This window comes from Streptomyces graminofaciens, assembly GCF_030294945.1.
Taxonomy (GTDB): domain Bacteria; phylum Actinomycetota; class Actinomycetes; order Streptomycetales; family Streptomycetaceae; genus Streptomyces; species Streptomyces graminofaciens.
On the sequence record NZ_AP018448.1, the window covers coordinates 2,910,041 to 2,928,297 of the forward strand.

Annotated in this window: 12 protein-coding genes; 7 read left to right on the forward strand and 5 right to left on the reverse strand. The window is 70.3% G+C overall.

The window, feature by feature from the left end:
* The first annotated feature begins 339 nt into the window (after positions 1 to 339).
* Both SGFS_RS12585 and SGFS_RS12590 read left to right on the forward strand, forming a co-directional pair.
* Positions 340 to 3,639, forward strand: coding sequence for a discoidin domain-containing protein (locus SGFS_RS12585; RefSeq protein WP_286250000.1), 3,300 nt, complete (start codon positions 340 to 342; stop codon positions 3,637 to 3,639).
* Complete coding sequence (locus SGFS_RS12590; protein ID WP_286250002.1) at positions 3,636 to 5,135, forward strand: family 43 glycosylhydrolase; 1,500 nt, start codon at positions 3,636 to 3,638, stop codon at positions 5,133 to 5,135. The genes SGFS_RS12585 and SGFS_RS12590 overlap by 4 nt, the downstream gene beginning before the upstream one ends.
* 68 nt (positions 5,136 to 5,203) lie before the next feature.
* On the opposite strand, the gene SGFS_RS12595 is transcribed toward SGFS_RS12590, so the two are convergent.
* The 4 genes from SGFS_RS12595 to SGFS_RS12610 form a co-directional block, all read right to left on the reverse strand.
* Positions 5,204 to 6,115 carry a YceI family protein gene (locus SGFS_RS12595; protein ID WP_286250003.1) on the reverse strand — a complete coding sequence of 304 codons (912 nt, stop codon included), beginning with the start codon at positions 6,113 to 6,115 and terminating at the stop codon, positions 5,204 to 5,206.
* An 82-nt stretch (positions 6,116 to 6,197) separates the two neighbouring features.
* Positions 6,198 to 7,238, reverse strand: a complete 1,041-nt coding sequence (locus SGFS_RS12600) for a maleylacetate reductase (RefSeq protein WP_286259899.1) — start codon at positions 7,236 to 7,238, stop codon at positions 6,198 to 6,200.
* A gap of 26 nt (positions 7,239 to 7,264) precedes the next feature.
* Entirely contained in the window at positions 7,265 to 8,146 is an 882-nt protein-coding gene (locus SGFS_RS12605) for a dioxygenase family protein (protein ID WP_286250004.1), read from the reverse strand.
* 42 nt (positions 8,147 to 8,188) lie between these two features.
* On the reverse strand, positions 8,189 to 9,955 hold the full coding sequence (locus SGFS_RS12610) for an FAD-dependent oxidoreductase (protein ID WP_286250005.1): 1,767 nt from the start codon (positions 9,953 to 9,955) through the stop codon (positions 8,189 to 8,191).
* A 237-nt stretch (positions 9,956 to 10,192) separates the two neighbouring features.
* Between SGFS_RS12610 and SGFS_RS12615 the strand changes: the two genes are divergently transcribed.
* From SGFS_RS12615 to SGFS_RS12625, 3 genes are all read left to right on the forward strand, one after another.
* On the forward strand, positions 10,193 to 12,199 hold the full coding sequence (locus SGFS_RS12615) for a helix-turn-helix domain-containing protein (protein WP_286250006.1): 2,007 nt from the start codon (positions 10,193 to 10,195) through the stop codon (positions 12,197 to 12,199).
* Positions 12,200 to 12,456: 257 nt separating this feature from the next.
* Positions 12,457 to 13,137 carry a helix-turn-helix transcriptional regulator gene (locus SGFS_RS12620; RefSeq protein ID WP_286250007.1) on the forward strand — a complete coding sequence of 227 codons (681 nt, stop codon included), beginning with the start codon at positions 12,457 to 12,459 and terminating at the stop codon, positions 13,135 to 13,137.
* 488 nt (positions 13,138 to 13,625) lie between these two features.
* On the forward strand, positions 13,626 to 14,933 hold the full coding sequence (locus SGFS_RS12625) for a helix-turn-helix transcriptional regulator (RefSeq protein WP_286250008.1): 1,308 nt from the start codon (positions 13,626 to 13,628) through the stop codon (positions 14,931 to 14,933).
* 54 nt (positions 14,934 to 14,987) lie between these two features.
* On the opposite strand, the gene SGFS_RS12630 is transcribed toward SGFS_RS12625, so the two are convergent.
* The gene (locus SGFS_RS12630; protein ID WP_286250009.1) at positions 14,988 to 15,995 is read right to left on the reverse strand and encodes a LacI family DNA-binding transcriptional regulator; all 1,008 of its coding nucleotides are present in this window, start codon (positions 15,993 to 15,995) and stop codon (positions 14,988 to 14,990) included.
* Positions 15,996 to 16,106: 111 nt separating this feature from the next.
* Between SGFS_RS12630 and SGFS_RS12635 the strand changes: the two genes are divergently transcribed.
* Positions 16,107 to 17,261, forward strand: coding sequence for a Gfo/Idh/MocA family protein (locus SGFS_RS12635; RefSeq protein WP_286250010.1), 1,155 nt, complete (start codon positions 16,107 to 16,109; stop codon positions 17,259 to 17,261).
* Complete coding sequence (locus SGFS_RS12640) at positions 17,258 to 18,256, forward strand: Gfo/Idh/MocA family oxidoreductase (RefSeq protein ID WP_286250011.1); 999 nt, start codon at positions 17,258 to 17,260, stop codon at positions 18,254 to 18,256. The genes SGFS_RS12635 and SGFS_RS12640 overlap by 4 nt, the downstream gene beginning before the upstream one ends.
* Position 18,257: the final 1 nt, after the last annotated feature.

Consider the following 18,257-nt stretch of genomic DNA (forward strand, 5'->3'; position numbering starts at 1 on the left):
ACCGCTGTCCTCAACCCGCACCACTGCGCCTTGAGCCCCACGGCTGTCCTGAACCGCACCACTGTGCCTTGAGCCGCATTCCTGTCCTGCCCTGCCGTCCTGCCCCGCTGTCCCGTGCCCCGCCGTCCTCCCGTGGCCCGCCGTCCTGCCCCGCCGTCCCGCGCCCCACCGTCCTGAACCACCCCTCTGTCCTGAACCACACGCCCGGCGAACTCGGGCCTCAGCCACCTCTCTTGACACTGCATCAGCCCGCTCCTACCTTGCGAAAACCTTTTAGGTCGTTTTCCGCACTCCTCGGACCGTGAACGCTCGTCGTCTCAACTGGACAGGGAGCAGCCGATGAGAAGACCGCACGCCTTGGCCTTGTCGCCACGAAGCGGGCGCACGAGATCCCTCCTCGTCGCCCTACTGCTCATCCTCGGTTCCGTCGTTCTCACCACGACCCCGGCCGCCGCCGCGCAGACCATCGGTTTCCCCACCTTCAGCGGGCCGGCGGTCCCGGCCGCGCCGGTCGCGTACACGACCGGCGACATGATGAAGTCCATCTACGACTCGGAGAGTTCGGGCACCGACTTCTGGATGGACCGGCTGCTGTCCCGCTCCGGAGACGACCCGGCCGGCCCCTGGCTGATGAGCCGGGGGCGGGCCCTGTTCATGAAGACCCACAACCCGGCGGTGCTCGGTTTCGGCGGCAACGTCGCCTACTGGGAGGGCATCAACAACCAGAACGCCTACTCCGTCGCGATCAGCCCGGGCACCTTCACCGAGCAGGTCTCGCAGCGCTGGCAGGCGCCCAGCCACTGGAAGAGCGTGCACACCAGCGGCTCGGTCACGGTCACGCAGACCAAGTTCATCACCGACAACAACGTGGCCGTGACGAACCTGTCCATCAAGAACAACGGCAGCGGCTCCACGACACTCCAGTTGCGGGCGACCTCGCCGTACGCGACCTCGGGCAGCGGCAGCGAGCTGACGGGCCAGGTCAACGCGTACAACAACCTGACCACGCTCCGCCCGCGCCTCACCGGGGACGGTTTCAGCGTCTCCAGCGGCGGTCTCAACCGCTCGGTGACGATCGCGGCCGGGGCGACGGTAACGGCCAAGGTGGTGATGGGCTTCGTCACCGACGAGATCCCCGAGTCCCTCACGGAGTACAACGCGTACGCGGGCTACTCCAACGCCACGGCCTTCGCCACGCACGTCAGGGCGTACAACCGGTGGTGGGCGCAGAACGTGCCGTACATCGACGTGCCCGAGCCCGCGATCAAGAAGAACATCTACTACCGCTGGTGGCTGATGCGCTTCAACAGCCTCGACGCGGACATGCCCGGGCAGACGTTCCAGTTCCCGACGTCGACCGAGGGCGTTCTCGGCTACAACAACGCGATCGCGCTGACCCAGCCGATGCACATCGACGACCTCAAGTACCTGCGCAATCCGGCCTACGCGTACGGCGACTGGCTGAGCGTCGGCCAGACCTCCAAGGGCGGCCGGTTCCTCGACAACCCGGGTGATCCGGAGAACTGGTCCAACAGCTACACCCAGTACATCGCCGAGGCGGCGTGGAAGAGCTACCAGATCCACGGCGGCCAGCCCGGGATCGCCGGGAACCTCGCGCGTTACGCCGAGGGCGACGTCAAGGGCCAGCTCGCCTACTACGACCACGACAACAACAAGCTCATCGAGTACGACTGGGGCGCCCTGACCGGCAACGACGCCGACGCCGTCTCCTTCCACTGGAAGCCCGGCAACATGGACCGCGCCGAGTCCGCCTACCAGTACAGCGGCGCGCTGGCCGCCGCGCAGGCCTATGAGGCGACCGGCAACACGGCCAAGGCCACGGAGATGCGCACACTCGCGACCCAGATCAAGGACGCGATCGTCAACGTGCTGTGGAACCCCAGCCGGCAGTTGTTCGAGCACCGGCTGAAGTCGACCAACGAGTGGGTGCCCTGGAAGGAGATCAACAACTATTACCCGTTCTCGGTCGGAGCCGTCCCGAACACCTCCACGTACCGGCAGGCCCTGCGCCTGTACGACGACCCCGCCCAGTACCCGATCTTCCCCTTCTACACGGCCAACCAGGTCGACAAGAAGGCGGCGGCCGACGCCGGAGAGCCTGGCTCGAACAACTTCTCCACGATCAACTCGACCGTGCAGTTCCGGCTGTACTCGTCGGTGCTGCGCAACTACCCCAACTCGTGGATGAACGCGACCGACTACAAGAAGCTCCTGTACTGGAACACCTGGGCGCAGTACGTCGGCGGCAACACCCAGTGGCCGGACGCGAACGAGTTCTGGGCGGACTGGAACGGCAGCGGCATCGACTACCGCTCCTGGATCCACCACAACATCCTGGGCAGCAGCAACTGGACGGTGATCGAGGACGTGGCCGGGCTGCGGCCGCGCAACGACGCGAAGGTGGAGCTCTCCCCGATCGACATCGGCTGGAGCCACTTCACCGTCAACAACCTGCGCTACCGCAACGCCGATCTGTCGATCGTCTGGGACGACCCGGCCGACGGCGTGGTGCGCTACCCCGGGGTCCCCGAGGGCTACTCGATCTACGTCAACGGCAGCCGGGCGGCGACCGTCAGCTCGCTGGTGCCGTTCACCTGGGACCCGGCCACGGGTGAGGTGACCACCAACGGCACGGTCACCCATCACACGGCCGTCACCGGGCTCAAGGCCCCCAACCAGGTCGTGCAGGACAGCCCCCAGATGGTCGACATGCTCGCCAAGGCCGGTGTCGACCTGACCGCCGACCTCACCAACCTCGCCTCCGGAGCGACGGTCTCCGCCTCCCACACCGGTTCCGGCAGCAACACCGCGGGCGCGATCGACGGCTACCCCACCAACGAACCCTTCTGGGGCGCCGGCGGCTCCGCCAACAGCCAGGACTGGTACGAGCTGAACTTCGGCACCACCCGCACGCTCAACGAGGTGCGCCTCCACTTCAAGGACAGCCGGCCGGCGAGCACCACCTACCGGGCGCCGTCCGCGTACACCATCCAGTCGTACAACGGCAGTTCGTGGGTGGACGTGCCGAGCCAGACCAGGAGTCCGGCGGCTCCACGCGCCAACTACAACCTGGTGCGGTTCCCGTCGATCAGTGCCCAGCGCATCCGGGTGCTGGCCACCAACGCCTCCGGCGCGAAGACGGGGCTCACCGAGGTCAAGGTGTACAACCGGGGCGGGACCCAGCCACCGGCCAACCAGGCGGGTTCGGCGACGGCGTCCGCGTCGCACACCTCCTCCTGGGAGACCGTCACCGCGGTCAACGACGGTATCGATCCGCCGTCGTCCAACGACAGCGTGAACCCCCGCTGGGGCACCTGGCCGGAGACCGGGCAGCAGTGGGCCGAACTGACGTGGCCGACCGCGAGGACGCTCAACAAGGCCGAGGTGTACTTCTTCGACGACGACCAGGGCATCGACATGCCCGCCTCGTGGAAGCTGCAGTACTGGAACGGCAGCGCCTACGTGGATGTCCCGGGCGCCGGTTCGTACACGCTCGCCAAGAACCAGTACAACTCCGTCACGTTCGACGCGACGAGCACCACACGACTACGGGTGCTGCTCACGAGCAACGGCACCAATTCCGTCGGCCTTCTCGAAGCAAAGGTGTACGGCCCGTGACCCGTTCCAGATATCTGTCCGCGCTCCTCGCCGCGCTCACCCTGGCGGTCGCCTTCCTGGTGGCGCCGCCCACCGCGTCCGCCGCCGTCGCGTTCAATTCGACGGGGGTCAACCAGAACGGAGGCAACTGCCTCGACCTCCCCGGAAGTTCGACCACCAACGGCACCCAGCTCCGCGCCTTCACCTGCTCCTCCGGCGCCGCGAACCAGAGCTTCGGCTACACCCTGGTCGCGGGGACGACCGACACGTACACGATCACCACCCAGTCCGGCCAGTGCGTCGACGTCTACGGCGCGTCCACGGCGGACAACGCGGCGGTCATCCAGTGGCCCTGCCACAGCGGTACGAACCAGCAGTGGCGGCTCGTCCCGGTGTCGGTGTCCGGGACCGACAAGACCTTCAACCTGGTGTCCGTCGGCTCCGGCAAGTGCGTCGCGCCGAGTGGCGGCTCCTCTGCCTCGAACACCAACCTGGTGCAGCTGCCGTGCGCTAGTGCCAACGGCAGGGTGTGGAGGCTGCCCGGCTTCAGCGGTGGCGGCACCGCCCCGAAGACGTTCACCAACCCGCTCTCCCAGCGCGGCCCCGACCCCTGGCTCACGTACTACGACGGCTTCTACTACCTCGCCACGACGACCTGGAACTCGACGGTCACCATGCGCAAGGCGAGCACGCTGGCCGGGCTCGCCACCGCCACCGACCAGGTGATCTTCAATCTGACCAGGCCTAACGGGGCGGGCACGATGTGGGCCCCGGAGTTCCATCTGCTGGACGGCCCGAACGGCAAGCGGTGGTACTTCTACTACACGGCCGGCCGGGAGCCGTACGACCTGGGCACCCAGCGGATCCACGTCCTGGAGAGCGCCGGACTCGACCCGATGGGCCCCTACGGCTTCAAGGCCGATCTGCTCGACCCGACCCAGGACAACACCTGGGAGCTGGACCCGAGCATCCTCCAACTGGACGGCAAGCTTTATCTGTTGGGCACGTTCTACAACGGCTCGCAGCCCATGTTCATCCGGCCGCTGTCGAACCCGTGGACCGCGAGCGGCACCCGCCGGACCCTGTCCACGCCCACCTACAGCTGGGAGACCGTCGGCGGCGCGGTGAACGAGGGCGCCGAAGTCCTTCAGCGGAACGGCAGGACGTTCATCATCTACTCCGCGAGCCACTGCTCCACGCCCGACTACAAGCTGGGCATGCTCACCTACAACGGCGGCGACCCGCTCAACTCCGCCTCCTGGGTGAAGTCCCCGAACCCGGTCTTCCAGCGGTCCAACGCCAACGGGGTGTACGGCCCGGGCCACAACGGCTTCTTCAAGTCGCCGGACGGGACCGAGGACTGGATGGTCTACCACGCCAACAGCTCCGCGAGCGGCGGCTGCGACATGAACCGGTCCACCAGGGCACAGAAGTTCACGTGGAACGCCGACGGCACACCGAACTTCGGTACGCCGGTGGGTCTCGGCGTGACTCTGACCGCGCCGTCGGGCGAATAGACAGCACATGAGCGGGGGCCCGGCGAACACCGCCGGGCCCTCCCGTCTCCTACCGAAAGGCCGGCCGTCTACTCCGGCGGAGTCGGCGTGTCGTGTGTGCGGTACATGGCCTGTACGTCCAGCTCCAACTGGACCGTCGGGCCGACCACCGCGATACCGCGGGCCAGCATGGACCGCCAGTTGAGCGTGTAGTCCTCGCGGTGCAGCTCGGCCTTGGCCAGGGCCGCGCAGCGCAGTTCCTCGCCGTAGCCGCCGTTGACCGTGCCCAGGTACGTCGTGTCCAGCGACACCGACCGGCTCACCCCGTGCATGGTCAGACTGCCGAGCAGCGTCCACTTGCTGCCGCCCCGGTACGCGAAGCGCTGGCTGGTGAACTCGATGTACGGGAAGCGTTCGACGTCGAGGAAGTCGGCGGACCGCAGGTGGGTGTCGCGGGTGTTGTTGCCCGTGTTGATGCTGGACGCGTCGATGCGCACATGGACCCGGGACTGGGACATGTCCGGGGCGACCTGCAGGCCGCCCTGGAAGCTCTCGAAGCGGCCGTGCACATGGGCCATGCCGACGTGCTTGGCGATGAATCGGATGGCGGTGTGCGGCGGGTCGAAGAGCCAGGTCCCGGCGACGGGAAGTTCCATGGCGCGGGCCGACTGGAGCCAGACACGCTCCGGAGCCAGTGCGCCGTCCGCGACGACCTCGACGGTCTCGCGGTGCGGCTCCAGCCCCTCGGCCATGATCAGCACGCTGTAGGTGCCCGGCGGCAGCACGGCCGTGAAGTAGCCGTACGGGTCCGTGGTGCCGCGTGCCGCGACCCGATGGCTGCGCAGTTCCGTCACCGTCACATCGGCCGAGCCCATGGGCTGGTTCACGGGGTCCAGCACCTCCCGGACGACGACACCGGCGCCGTCCGGCACCGGGAACGCGAGGCCCGCGGCACCTCCGGAGGCAGTCCTGAATCGCCGCCGGAGCAGTCCGAGGGGCATGGTGTTCACCTTCCAGTTTTCTGTCGATCGGTCTTGAACTCCCTGCCGACAAGGAGCGGTTGACCCGGTCCCGGGAGAGAGGTCAGGGCGTCGGCGGTGGCCAGTCACCCGCGTACGCCGCCCTCAGCACGCCCAGGACGCCCGCCGCGTCGACCTGCCGGGGATTGGCGTACGGCTGCCCGGTCGCCGCGTCCGCCGCCACCGCCAAATCGGCCTCGCCCAGGCCGAGTTCGGCGAGCGAGCGGGGAGCGCCGAGCCGGCCGGCGAGTTCCCGGAGGGCGCGCGGGGCGTCGTCGGTGTCCAGGGCGCGGCCCAGTGCGGCGAGGGCCTCGGGCGCGGCGGGGGCGTTGTGGGCGAGGACGTACGGCAGGACGACCGTGTGGGTCTCGGCGTGCGGCAGACCGAAGGTGCCGCCGAGGACATGGCACAGCTTGTGGTGCAGGCCCATGGTGGTCGCGCCGAGCGTGGTGCCGCAGAGCCAGGCGCCGTAGAGGGCGCGGCCTCGGGCGTCCAGGTCCCCGGGGTCGGCCGCGAGCGCGGGCAGGGCGCCCGCCATGGCCCGGACGCCCTCCTCGGCCATCAGCGACACCAGTGGTGTGGCGTCCGGCGCGTAGAGGGCCTCGGCCGCGTGGGCGATCGCGTTGACGCCGCTGGTCACGGACAGAGCGACCGGGAGCGAGAGGGTCAGCTCGGGGTCGTAGACGACGCTGCGCGGGAGGACGGCCGGATCGCGGCCGGTGCGCTTGGCGCCGTGCTCGGTGAGGCCCCAGACGGGGGTCATCTCGGAGCCGGAGTACGTCGACGGCACCGCGACCAGCGGCAGGCCGGTTCGCCGCGCGATGATCTTGCCGAGGCCGATCGCGGAGCCGCCGCCGACGGCCACGCATCCGTCGGCGCCCACCGCGCGCACCACCTCCACCGCCCGGTCGGCGACCTCGGCGGGCACATGTTGGCGGGCCTCGGCGTGCAGCCCGGCGCACACGTCGCCCAGGGCGTCCGCGACGGCTCGGCCGGTCTCGGCGCCGCGCGGCCCGCAGACAACCAGCACCCGCCGCAGGCCCAGCAGTTCGGCCTCGCCCGCGATGGCGGTGGTCGAGGCGCCGGGGCGCATGACGACCCGCATGGGGCGTGTCTCGTGGACGAACTCTCTCACGGCTGCTCCGCGTCGAGGTCGAGCACGAGGTCGAAGCGCGCGTGCCGGAACGGGTTCGTGATGTCGAACTCCGCCGCCAGGGACGGGTCGTCGGTGACGGCGAAGTTCTTGACGAGGCTCTCCTTGACGGCGAACACCGCGTCGGAGTCGAGATGGTCGCTGCCCGCCACGAAGATGTGCGTGGTGACCGGCGTGTGCCCCTCGGCTGAGGCGATGAAGTGGATGTGGGCCGGGCGGTAGGGGTGTCGGCCCGTGGCCTCGAGCAGGTCGCCCACCGGCCCGTCCGTGGGGATCGGGTACGGGCTCGGCACACACGTACGGAACCAGAAGCGGCCCTCGCCGTCCGCCGTGAACAGCCCCCGGCCGTTGCCCGCGGGCTGGATGTCCGGCTGCTGCACGTCGTAGAACCCCTCGGGGTTCGCCTGCCAGACGTCGAGGGCCGCGCCGGGCAGCGGGGTGCCGTCCCGGGACAGCACACGCCCGCTGACCACGCACGGCTCGCCGTCGCCGACCAGGTCGATGTTGGCGCCGAGCGCGCGGACCGGTGACTCGGTCATGTGGAACGGACCGAGCACGGTCGACTCCGTCACCTCGTCCGCCGTGCCCCGGTCGCTGTTGATCGTCTCCACGAGCATCGAGACACCGAGCACGTCCGACAGGAGGACGAACTCCTGCCGGGTGTCCGTGCAGGCCCGCCCGGTCGCCGTCAGGAAGTAGATCGCCCGCTCCCACTCGGCCATCGTCGGCTCGGTGTCCCGGACGAAGGCATGCAGATGCCGGGTGAGGGAGGCGAGCAGCTCGCGCAGCCGGGCGTCGGACGTGCCGTCGAAGCTGTCGACGACCGCCTCGGTGAGGCGGGTGGTGAATTCGGTGGTCACGTCCGGGAGTCCTTCCGGTCCGTCATGCCCTCAGTCATGCCCTCAGTCATGCCCGAGGATCCGTCGTACCGCCTCGGTCAGCAACCGCTCGGCGTCCTCGCCCGACGCCGCGGCCGTCGCGTGCCGGAAGGCCACATACCCGTCCGGCCGTACGAGCAGCGCTCCCCCGTCGGCCACCTCGCTGAGCCGCGCCCAGTCACCGTACGGGTCCTCGTACTGCTGCCCGGGCCCGATGACGACCGTGGCGATCTCCAGGTCCTGTGCCCCGGCGGCGCTCACCCAGTTCGCGCCGCCGATGCCGGTCACGAGCGTGAAGCGGCCCCGGCCGACGGTGTCGAGCGTGGACAGGGTGCGGGTGCCGGCGGTGATCCAGGCGTGCGGGAGCTTGGCGCCGGGGCGGGTGGTCGGCTGGTGGTACAGCTCGGGGTCGCGGTCGAAGCCGGGGTCGTCGGTGCCGTCGGGGACGACCGCAGCAGAGCCTTCTGCGGGATACCGCTGGTTGAGGTCGACGCCGTGCGCGTTGAACTCGTACACCTTGAACGCGATCGCCTCGCGCAGCTGCGCCCGCTGCTTCCGGGCCGCCTCGGTGTCGTCCTTGCGGGCGGCGATGTTGGCCCACAGCTGCTCGGGGGTCTGCGGGGAAAGGCCGTCGAGCGCCTCGAAGATCGGGGCGGTCTCGCCGATGGACTTGTTGGCGCGGGTGACGATCTGCTTGCCGATCGGGGCGCGTTCGGCGGTATAGGTGTCCAGGAGCTTCGGGGACGCGGTGCCGTCGAGGACGAGCTTGAGCTTCCAGGCCAGGTTGTAGGCGTCCTGGATGGAGGTGTTGGAGCCGAGGCCGTTGGACGGCGGGTGACGGTGTGTGGCGTCACCCGCGCAGAAGACGCGGCCGGCCGAGTAGGTCTCCGCGTACATCTCGTTGACGGTCCACGCCGAGGACGACTTGATGGTCACCGGGATCTCGTCGTCGCCGACCAGCTGGCGGACGACGGACTCGGCGTACTCGGTGGTCAGGTCGGGTGCGCCCGCGGTGACGTCGTACCCCCAGACGACCATCCACTCGTTCCAGGGCCGGACGCAGCGCACCAGGCCCGCGCCGATGCCGCCGACGGTGGCGCCGGGAGCGAGCACCCAGTAGAGGGTGGACGGACGGTGGGCGGTGTACTTGGTCAGATCGGCGTCGAAGACGATGTTGATGCTGCCGGCCACGCCCATCTGGCCGCCCATGGGCAGCCCGGCGTCCTCGGCGACCTGCGAGCGGCCTCCGTCGGCACCGATCAGGTACTTGGCGCGGATGGTGTACTCGTCGCCGCGCAGCCGGTCCTCGACGGTGACCGTCACTCCGTCGGCGTCCTGGACGAAGGACTTGTAGACCGTGCTGAAGCGCAGATTCGTGCCGCGCGCGACCGCCGCGTCGACGAGCACGGGCTCCATGAGGTGCTGGGGCATGTCGCACATGCGAGTGGGGCTGGCGAGTTCGTGCGCCGCCTGGACGAGGGGGTCGTTGCCCCAGGAGCGGACGCGTCCGAGCTCTTCACCGGCGAGGCTGGTGCAGAAGGTCGTGTCGCCCATCAGCCGCTGCGGTGTGGCCTTGGCGACGACCTCCTCCTCGACCCCGAGGTCGCGCAGCACCTCCATGGTGCGCTGGTTGGTGATGTGCGCCCGGGGCGTGTCGGCGAGGCTCGCGTAGCGGGTGACGACGATGTTCGGTACGCCGTAGGTGCTGAGGGCGAGCGCGGCGGAGGCGCCGGCGGGGCCACTGCCGACGATCAGCACGTCGGTCACTGCATCGGGCTCGACGGTGTGCACGGGGAACGCTCCAGGGAATGAGAACAGGCACCGACCGCCAAGATCATGGACGGGGGTGCGGGAGCGTGGGTGTCTCAATATGAGACAGTGCGCGCGACTTGTCGTACGGGACCGGGATACGGGGCTGGGGCCGCACGCGTTCAAGAAGCGCGGGCACCGGACCCGTCACGGGGCGGAACCGGGATAACCGGGGCGGTTGTTGCTCATTCAACCGCGCCCGGTACGGTCAGTGGTGTCGTGACCACCGCAGAGCACCTCCCCGCACACCCCGCCCCGGCTTCGCTGCGCAGGGCCCGTGCGCTGTTCCTGGAGGGACGACGGCTGCCGGACGACGTGCCGGAGGAAGTCCTCGCCGCGTGGAAGCGTGCCCGGTTCTTCGGCGTACGACACGACCTGCCGGACACGGCCCCGGACGCGCCTCGCCCCGCCGTACGACCCACCGAACCCGCCCTGCTGACCGCTGCCCGGCCGGTGCTCGAACGGCTCGCCCCGGCGCTCGGCACCGGTCAGGCGGCGCTCGTGCTGACCGATGAGCGGCTACGGGTGCTGTGGGCGACCGGGTGCTCGCCGGGCGACCCGTGCCGCGATGACCTCTCCGAGCAGGTGGTCGGTCACAACAGCGCGGCCCTGGCGCTGCGGATCCGCCGCCGTGCCGAGGTGCACGGGCCCGAGCACTTCCTCGATCTGTGGCAGGACGTGTCCGCGGTCAGCGTGCCGGTCCTCGCACCGGAGACGGGGCGGATCCTGGGTACGGTCACGGTCGCCGCCGGGCTCTGCGCCGAGCGCGGACCCCACCCGTGGGCCTCGCTCGCCGAAGCCGCCGCCGGCGCCGTCGAGGCGGAACTCCGGGCACGGTCGCAGACGTCGGAACGGGTGCTGCTGGACGCGTATCTACGGGCCGCACGCGACCAGGACCGAGCGGTCGTCGCCCTCGACGGACGCAACCGTCTGGTGAGCGAGGCCGCGGGGCGGCTGTTGTCACCGGAGGGGCTGGAGGCGTTGGAGCGCAGCACGGTGGCGCTGCTGCGGGACTCGGGCGCGCAAGGGGTGCGGTGGGAGGCCGGGGGCGTCCCGGGTACGGCCACGGGGGTCGACGATCTCCCGGATCCGGAGGCCGGGGGTCTCGCGGGTACGGCCACGCGGGCCGGGACCGATCCGCGTGCGGCCACGCAGGCCGGGACCGAGTCGCGTGCGGCCACGCAGGCCGGGGCCGAGTTCCCTGCGGGCAGGGAGGCCGAGGCCCGGTCGCGTACAGCCATGGAGGCCGAGGGCCTGTCGGGCGCGGCGACGGCCGCCGAGCCCGCTGCCGTACCCGGGACGTGCTCAGGGTCGTACCGCATCCGGCTCCCGGACGGTGTGCGGTGTTCGGCGACGGTCACGCCCGTACCGCACCGGGGCTCGGTCATCGGTGCGGTGGCCGTGCTGGAGCCGCTGGGGCCGGTGGACTCGGCACCGGCCCGGCAGGGTGTCGTGGCACTGGCCGGGCGGTCGGTGCCGTGGCGGCACGCGGTCGATCGTGCGACGGAGCTGGCCGGGTCGCCGGAGCCGCTGCTGCTCGTCGGGGAACGCGGCAGCGGTAAGACCGTTCTCGCGCACGAACTGGCCACCGATCCGCTGGTCGTGGACGCGGCGGAAGGCGGACTCGGCTCCACGCTCGACGCGCTGTCGAACGGTCACGCCCTGCTCATCCGCCATGTCGAGCGGCTCGCCCAGCCGGACACGGCGGCCCTCAACTCGCTCCTCGACACACGTCCGGGCGCGCCCCTGCTGGTCACCTACACCCCCGGCGCGTCGCCGGGCCCATGCCTCCAACGGCTGCTCGACACCCTCGCCGCACGTTCGGTCACTCTCCCGGCGCTGCGCGAACGGCCGGAGGACATCCGGGAGTTGCTCGACGCCCTGGCACCCCGGCCCGCGCCGGGACGGCCGCCGCTCGCCTGGACGCTGGACGCGCTGCGCGCCCTGGAGCAGCATCCATGGCCGGGCAATGTCACCGAACTCGCCCATGTCGTACGGGCGTTGGCCGAGCAGCGCCGGGCGACGGGTCCTGTCCGGCGGGCCGAGCTGCCGGACCCCGTACGCGAAGGGCCCGCGAGCCGCCGCCTCAGCCCGATGGAGCACGCCGAGCGCGCCGCCATCCTGGAGGCCCTGCGCCGGCACGGCGGCAACAAGGCCCGCGCGGCGGCGGCTTTGGGCATCGCCCGCGCCACGCTCTACCGGAAACTGCGGGGATACCGCGGCTGACATCCACCGGAAACAACGGCTGTCTCCTGTGCGCGAAAAACCTCTTTCCCGTGATGGGAAGAAAAAGTTCCAGTTCGGAAGTCGACGAGGAAAGATTTCACGCCAATTACCCGGACAACGCTTGACAGCACATCGCGTGGCCGGATGTTTTCGATTCGACGTGATTCCTTCGCTCAGCAGTGGGCAGCGTGCTACAAGATTCAAGTAGCGAATCGAGTCATCCGCCGAGGCTTCTCCACCCCACGCACGGAGCAGTAGTGACCCCACCCACCACGGTCTCCCCAACCCTCCCTCGCGAGGCGACGCTGTCGGTCGCGCTGGTCAGCCACCGCTGTGCCGTGCCTGGCGCCGGCGCGGAATTGCACTGCCGCATCGTCCGGGAACCGTGCGAGATCCTCCCGTCCGACGACGTGGTCCTCTTCTACGGTCCCCGGATGGGCCCGGAATTGAGGCGGTTCTCGATCGAGGCGAGGAGCGAACTCCCGCCGCTGGCCGTCCTGGCGACCTGCTTCGACCCGGACGACATCGGCCTCGCCCTGGGCTGCGGGGCCGTCGGCTACCTGTTGGACACCGAGCCTCCGGACCTGCTCATGGCGGCTCTGCGGTGCATATCCCATGGGCATACGATCCTCGCTCCACGGGTCGCCGCCGAGCACGCGAGAGTCGCGTCGGGTGCGGGAGGCGCGGCCCGGGCCGGTACCCCCTCCCAACCGCTGGCCCTCTCGCCCCAGGAGCGGGAGATCATGACCCGGATCGCCTCTGGGCTCTCGGTTCGCGAGGTGGCCGTCCAGATGCGTCTGACCGAAAAGACGGTCAGAAACTATCTGAGTCACATCTACGGAAAGCTCGGCGTGCGCAGCCGATCGCAGGCCCTGCTGCGCTGGCTCGGGCACCCGGAGGGTGCCGCATCGGTAAGGGGCACCGAAAGCAGCCGGTAAACATACCCGACAGCGAGTCATGAATGGCCAGACCAGGGTCATTTGCCTCTACTGCAACACGGCATGGCAAATAAACTGAGCCCACTGGTCATCGAACGCTGGATGACCGCAGACGAGAATGGTGCGTCCCCCCATGAATTTCAGCCACCGCTCCAGGCCGAGTCACTTCCTGCCACGCTTCCTCGCCACGGCGTCCGCATGCCGCCGCGCCCGACGTTCCCTCGCATGACACGCGGCATCTGACTCGCCCGACTCGCCTTTTCCCGACCCCCACGGGCATGGGCCTCTCTCCCACTTCGGCGACGGCAGCTGCCGCCGGCCGAGAGCGATCGTCCCCACGGCAGCCGCACGGCGTTCCCCCGCGCCGCACACCACCGCACGTCGACCGGTCCTCGTCCCGCCCGGCCCACGTAGGCACAGGTCAGCACAGGCGACACGTGTCCATCCGTTGATTCCTTCGGTTTCGCTCCGGAACGGCAGGAGTACCCGTGATCCTTCTTTCCCCCGACCCTCTGCGTATGCAGTACGGCATCGACTCCACGGAATCCTCGTGTCCCGCGTGCCGCCTCATCGGCAGGTCGATGTCGTGCTGGCGGCAGAGTCGGCTCCAGCTCACAGTGGAACTGGCCGAGGAGGGCGTGCGAGCCGCCGCCTCCCGTCCGCAGTGCGAGTGCCACTCGCATTCCAGGCTGTGGCTGGCCACAGTACTGATCCACCTCCGCGAACTCGACCGGGCCGAGGGACTCCTCCACCCCGACAGCCCCGACGTCTCGCACCCTTCGGCGGAGTCGGCCGCCAGAGCGGACCTCTCCCGGTCGTTCCTCGCGTTCACGACCGGCGACATCGACACCTCCGCACAACTGGGCGAGCAGGGACTGGCGGCGGCCGAGCGGTCCGGACCGTGGCACACCCTGGGCCGACTCGTCCTGGCGGGGTGCGCCCTGCGTCGGGCCGACTTGAAGGTCGCCCTGGCGCACACACAGCGGATCGCCGAGGACGCGCTCCTGGCGTCCGACAACCCGCTGGCGGGGCAGTGCGCATGGGTCTCCGTGCAGGTCCGCGAGGCGCACGACGGTACCGAGGCGGTGGTGCCCTTCATCGAACAGCTCGTCGCCCTGGGGCCGGCCAGCCGCGAGGTGCTGGGCTCACAGCCGGCCGCCGCACCCTGGTTCGTACGGCTGGCACTGAAGGCCGGTGACAAGGCGGTCGCCCGCCAGGGCGCGCTGGCGGCGAGGCAACTGGCGCAGATCAACCCGCAGTTCCGCTCACTGACCGCCGCCGCGCTGCACGCCGAGGGGCTGTTGAAGCGCGACCTCGACGACCTGTGGCAGGCCGCCGAGACCCATGTGGACCCCTGGGCGCGCGCCTCGGCCCTGGAGGACATCGGAACGCACCTGGCCGGCCAACGCCTCCAACCGGACCGGGCCGTCGAGATCCTGGAGCGCAGCAGCGACGTCTACCTGGCGGCCGGGGCCGCGCGTGATCTGTCCCGGGTCAAGAGCAAGCTGCGCGGCCTCGGCGTCCGACACCATGTGTCCCGTTGGTCCAGCGGCTCCAGGGAGCAGCTGGGACGGCTGACCGAGACCGAGTTCACGGTCGCCCACCTGGTGGTCCAGGGGATGACCAACAGCCAGGTCGGCGCGCAGCTCTTCCTCTCCCACCACACGGTGGCGTTCCATCTCAAGAAGATATTCCGGAAGCTGGACGTGGCGTCGCGCGTCGAACTGGCCCGTACCTGGAGCACACCGGCAGGCGAGAGCCGCCCGAGAACGCCCCGGGCCCGCCCGACGGCCTGAGAAGGCAACGGCCTGGTCCGCTCGTCGCGCCTGTGACCTGCCCCCGAGACTGGATCAGATGCCGGCGGACGGTGGCCCCGTCGTGCCCCGCACCTCGAGCGAGGGAGTCGCCAGGTCGACCTCGGCGGGGCGGTCCGGCTCCGCGATCCGGTCGAGGAGACGCTGAGCGGCGCGGCGGCCCACGTCATGGCTGGCGTTGTCCACGGTGGTGAGCCACAGATGCCGCAGCTGGGAGAGGTACGTGTTGTCGTACCCGACCAGGGACAGATCCCGTGGGACGACGAGACCGGTCTCCTCGGCCGCCGAGAGGGCGCCGACGCATGTCATGTCGTTGACGGCGAAGATCGCGGTCGGACGCCTCGGACGGCTCAGAAGCCGGACGGTGGCCCGGTAGCCGCCCTCTTCGGTGAGGTCGCCCTGTTCCACCACGGCCGTGTCGGCCAGGCCGTGCTCCCGCATGGTGGCCTCGAAGCTGCGGCGGCGCAGCTCGCCGACGGCGCCCCGCCCGGCGATATGGGCGATGTCGCGATGACCGAGGCCGATGAGGTGCTCGGTGGCCAGGCGGGCGCCGTGCTCGTCGTCGTTGGCGACGATGTCCACCGCGGGCAGGACGGGTTCCCGGGTGCCCGCCACGACGGTGGGTACCTGATCGGCCGCGGTGCGCAGCACTTCGGGATCCTGCTGGGTGCCGACGGCGATCAGGCCGTCGACGCGCAGCTCGGTGAACGTACGGGTGAGGTCCTCGCCGAGACGCCGGTTGAGGTGGCCGTCGGCCAGGAGCATGCGCAGGCCGCTGTCGTAGAGCCGCGAGTTCAGCCCGTCGAGCAGATTCACGAACCAGGGGTTGCGCATGTCGTTCAGCAGCACGCCCACCGTACGGGTGCGGCGCTCGCTGAGGCTGCGCGCGGCGGCGTTGGGCCGGTAGCCGAGCTCCTCGACCGCGGCGAGGACGGCCTGGCGCTTGTCGGGACGGACGCCGTCCGCGCCGCGCAGCACCAGGGAAACCAGCGACTTCGACACGCCGGCCCGCGCGGCGACGTCACGGATGGTCGGAGTCCTCATGCCGTGGACCGTTCCATACCCGCTCCCTGCTTGTAAAGACCCTTGACACCACCATAAACGGCCTCCATGGTGAGCTACCAGTTTATGGATCGGTCCAAAGAGGGGCAGTCAATGGTGAATACGCTCGGCGTCGCCGTCGTGGGGTTCGGCTGGATGGGACGGGTGCACACCCAGGCGTACGCGCGGGTACCGCACCACTTTCCGCAGCTGGGCGTGCGCCCTGAGCTGGTGACCGTCGCCGAGGAGGTCCCGGGCCGGGCCGAGGAGGCCGCCGCGCAGTTCGGGTTCGCCGCGACGACGCGCGACTGGCGCGAGGTGGCCGCCGATCCCCGGGTCCAGGCCGTCAGCATCACCGCGCCGAACTTCCTGCACCGGGAGATCGGGGTCGCCATGGCCGAGGCCGGCAAGCACATCTGGATCGAGAAGCCGGTCGGGCTCACCGCCGCCGACGCCCGCGCGGTAGCCGACGCGGTCGCCGAGGCCGGCGTCCAGGGCACGGTCGGCTTCAACTACCGCAACGCCCCGGCAGTGGCGTACGCCCGCGAGCTGATCGCCTCCGGCGAGATCGGCACGGTCACGCACGTCCGTGTCCGACTCTTCAGCGACTACGCCGCCCACCCCGAGGGCGCCCTGACCTGGCGGTACGAGCGGGAGCGCGGCGGCAGCGGAGTCCTCGGCGACCTCGCCTCGCACGGCGCGGACCTCGCCCGATTCCTGCTGGGGGACATCGCGTCGCTGATCGCCGACACCGCGGTCTTCATCCCGGAGCGGTCCCGCCCGACCGGCGCCACCGCCGGGCACACGCGTGCGACCGGCGGCGAACTCGGCCCGGTCGAGAACGAGGACTACGTCAACTGCCTGCTGCGCTTCGCCTCGGGCGCCCGCGGCGTCCTGGAGGCCTGCCGCGTCTCGGTCGCCGAGCAGAACAACTACGGCTTCGAGGTGCACGGCACCAAGGGCGCGGTCTTCTGGGACTACCGGCGCATGGGCGAGCTCGCCGTCAGCCGCGGCACCGCCTACCAGGACCAGCCCGTCAGCACGGTCTTCGTCGGCCCCGGGCAGGGCGAGTACGCGGCCTTCCAGCCCGGTGCCGCCAACGCCATGGGCTACGACGACCTCAAGGTCATCGAGGCCCACAACTTCCTGCGCTCCATCGCCGACGGCACCCCGCACGGGCCGACCCTGGACGACGCGGTGCACAGCGCGGCCGCCCTCGACGCGATGAGCCGTTCGGTCGAGCAGGGGGCGTGGGTGAGCCTGGTATGAGGACGGTACGGGTCGGGGTCGTCGGCGCCGGGAACATGGGCGCCGACCATGTGAGCACGCTGCACCGCTGGGTGTCCGGCGCCGAGGTCACGCGCGTCGCCGACATCGACGCGGACCGGGCGGCCGCCATCGCCGCCGGTGTGCCCGGTGCCCGGTCGACCGACGACGCCCACGCGCTGATCGACGACCCGGAGGTCGACGCCGTCGTCATCGCCTCCCACGACACCACGCACGCCGATCTCGCCGTCGCCGCCGTACGCGCCGGAAAGCCGGTCATGTGCGAGAAGCCGCTCGCTCCGACCGTCGAGGAGTGCGTCCGAGTCGTCCGGGAGGAGCGGCGGGCGGGCGCCGGACTGATCTCGCTTGGCTTCATGCGTCGTTTCGATCCCGCGTACGTGGAGCTGAGGTCGGCCGTCGCCTCCGGAACATGCGGGGCCCCGCTGCTGGTGCACTGCGTCAGCCGGGGTGTCTCCTCCGCGCCGGGCTGCACCGACGAGTTCAGTGTCACCGGGTCGGCCATCCACGAGTTCGACACGGTGCCGTGGCTGCTCGACTCCCCCATCACCGAGGTCAGTTGGCACGCGCCGCGCCCCACCTCGGCGGTGACCGGCCTCAGGGACCCCCAGTTGATGCTGCTGCACACCGCCGACGGGGCGCTGACCACGGTCGAGACGTTCCTCAACGCCGGGTACGGCTACGACGTCCGCTGCGAGGTGGCGGGTGAGCGCGGCACGCTGGCCCTGGCCGACCCCGCACGCCTCGTGTCCGACGCGACCCGCGCCCGCTCCACCGCCTACCCCGCCGACTGGCGCCCACGCTTCGCCGACGCCTACCGGCTGGAGCTGCAGGCCTGGATCGACGCCGTGGCCCAGGGGCGGCCCTCTCCGCTGGCTACGGCGTACGACGGTCTGGTGGCGTCCGTGGTGGCCGAGGCGGTCATCGCGTCCATGAAGGACGGCGGCCGGACCATCGCCGTCCGGGTCCCGGAGCTCTGAC

Coding starts and splice junctions, on each gene's coding strand:
- SGFS_RS12585 (WP_286250000.1), top strand. CDS start 340: ATGAGAAGACCGCACGCCTTGGCCTTGTCGCCACGAAGCGGGCGCACG.
- SGFS_RS12595 (WP_286250003.1), bottom strand. CDS start 6,115: ATGCCCCTCGGACTGCTCCGGCGGCGATTCAGGACTGCCTCCGGAGGT.
- SGFS_RS12600 (WP_286259899.1), bottom strand. CDS start 7,238: ATGCGGGTCGTCATGCGCCCCGGCGCCTCGACCACCGCCATCGCGGGC.
- SGFS_RS12630 (WP_286250009.1), bottom strand. CDS start 15,995: ATGAGGACTCCGACCATCCGTGACGTCGCCGCGCGGGCCGGCGTGTCG.
- SGFS_RS12635 (WP_286250010.1), top strand. CDS start 16,107: ATGGTGAATACGCTCGGCGTCGCCGTCGTGGGGTTCGGCTGGATGGGA.
- SGFS_RS12640 (WP_286250011.1), top strand. CDS start 17,258: ATGAGGACGGTACGGGTCGGGGTCGTCGGCGCCGGGAACATGGGCGCC.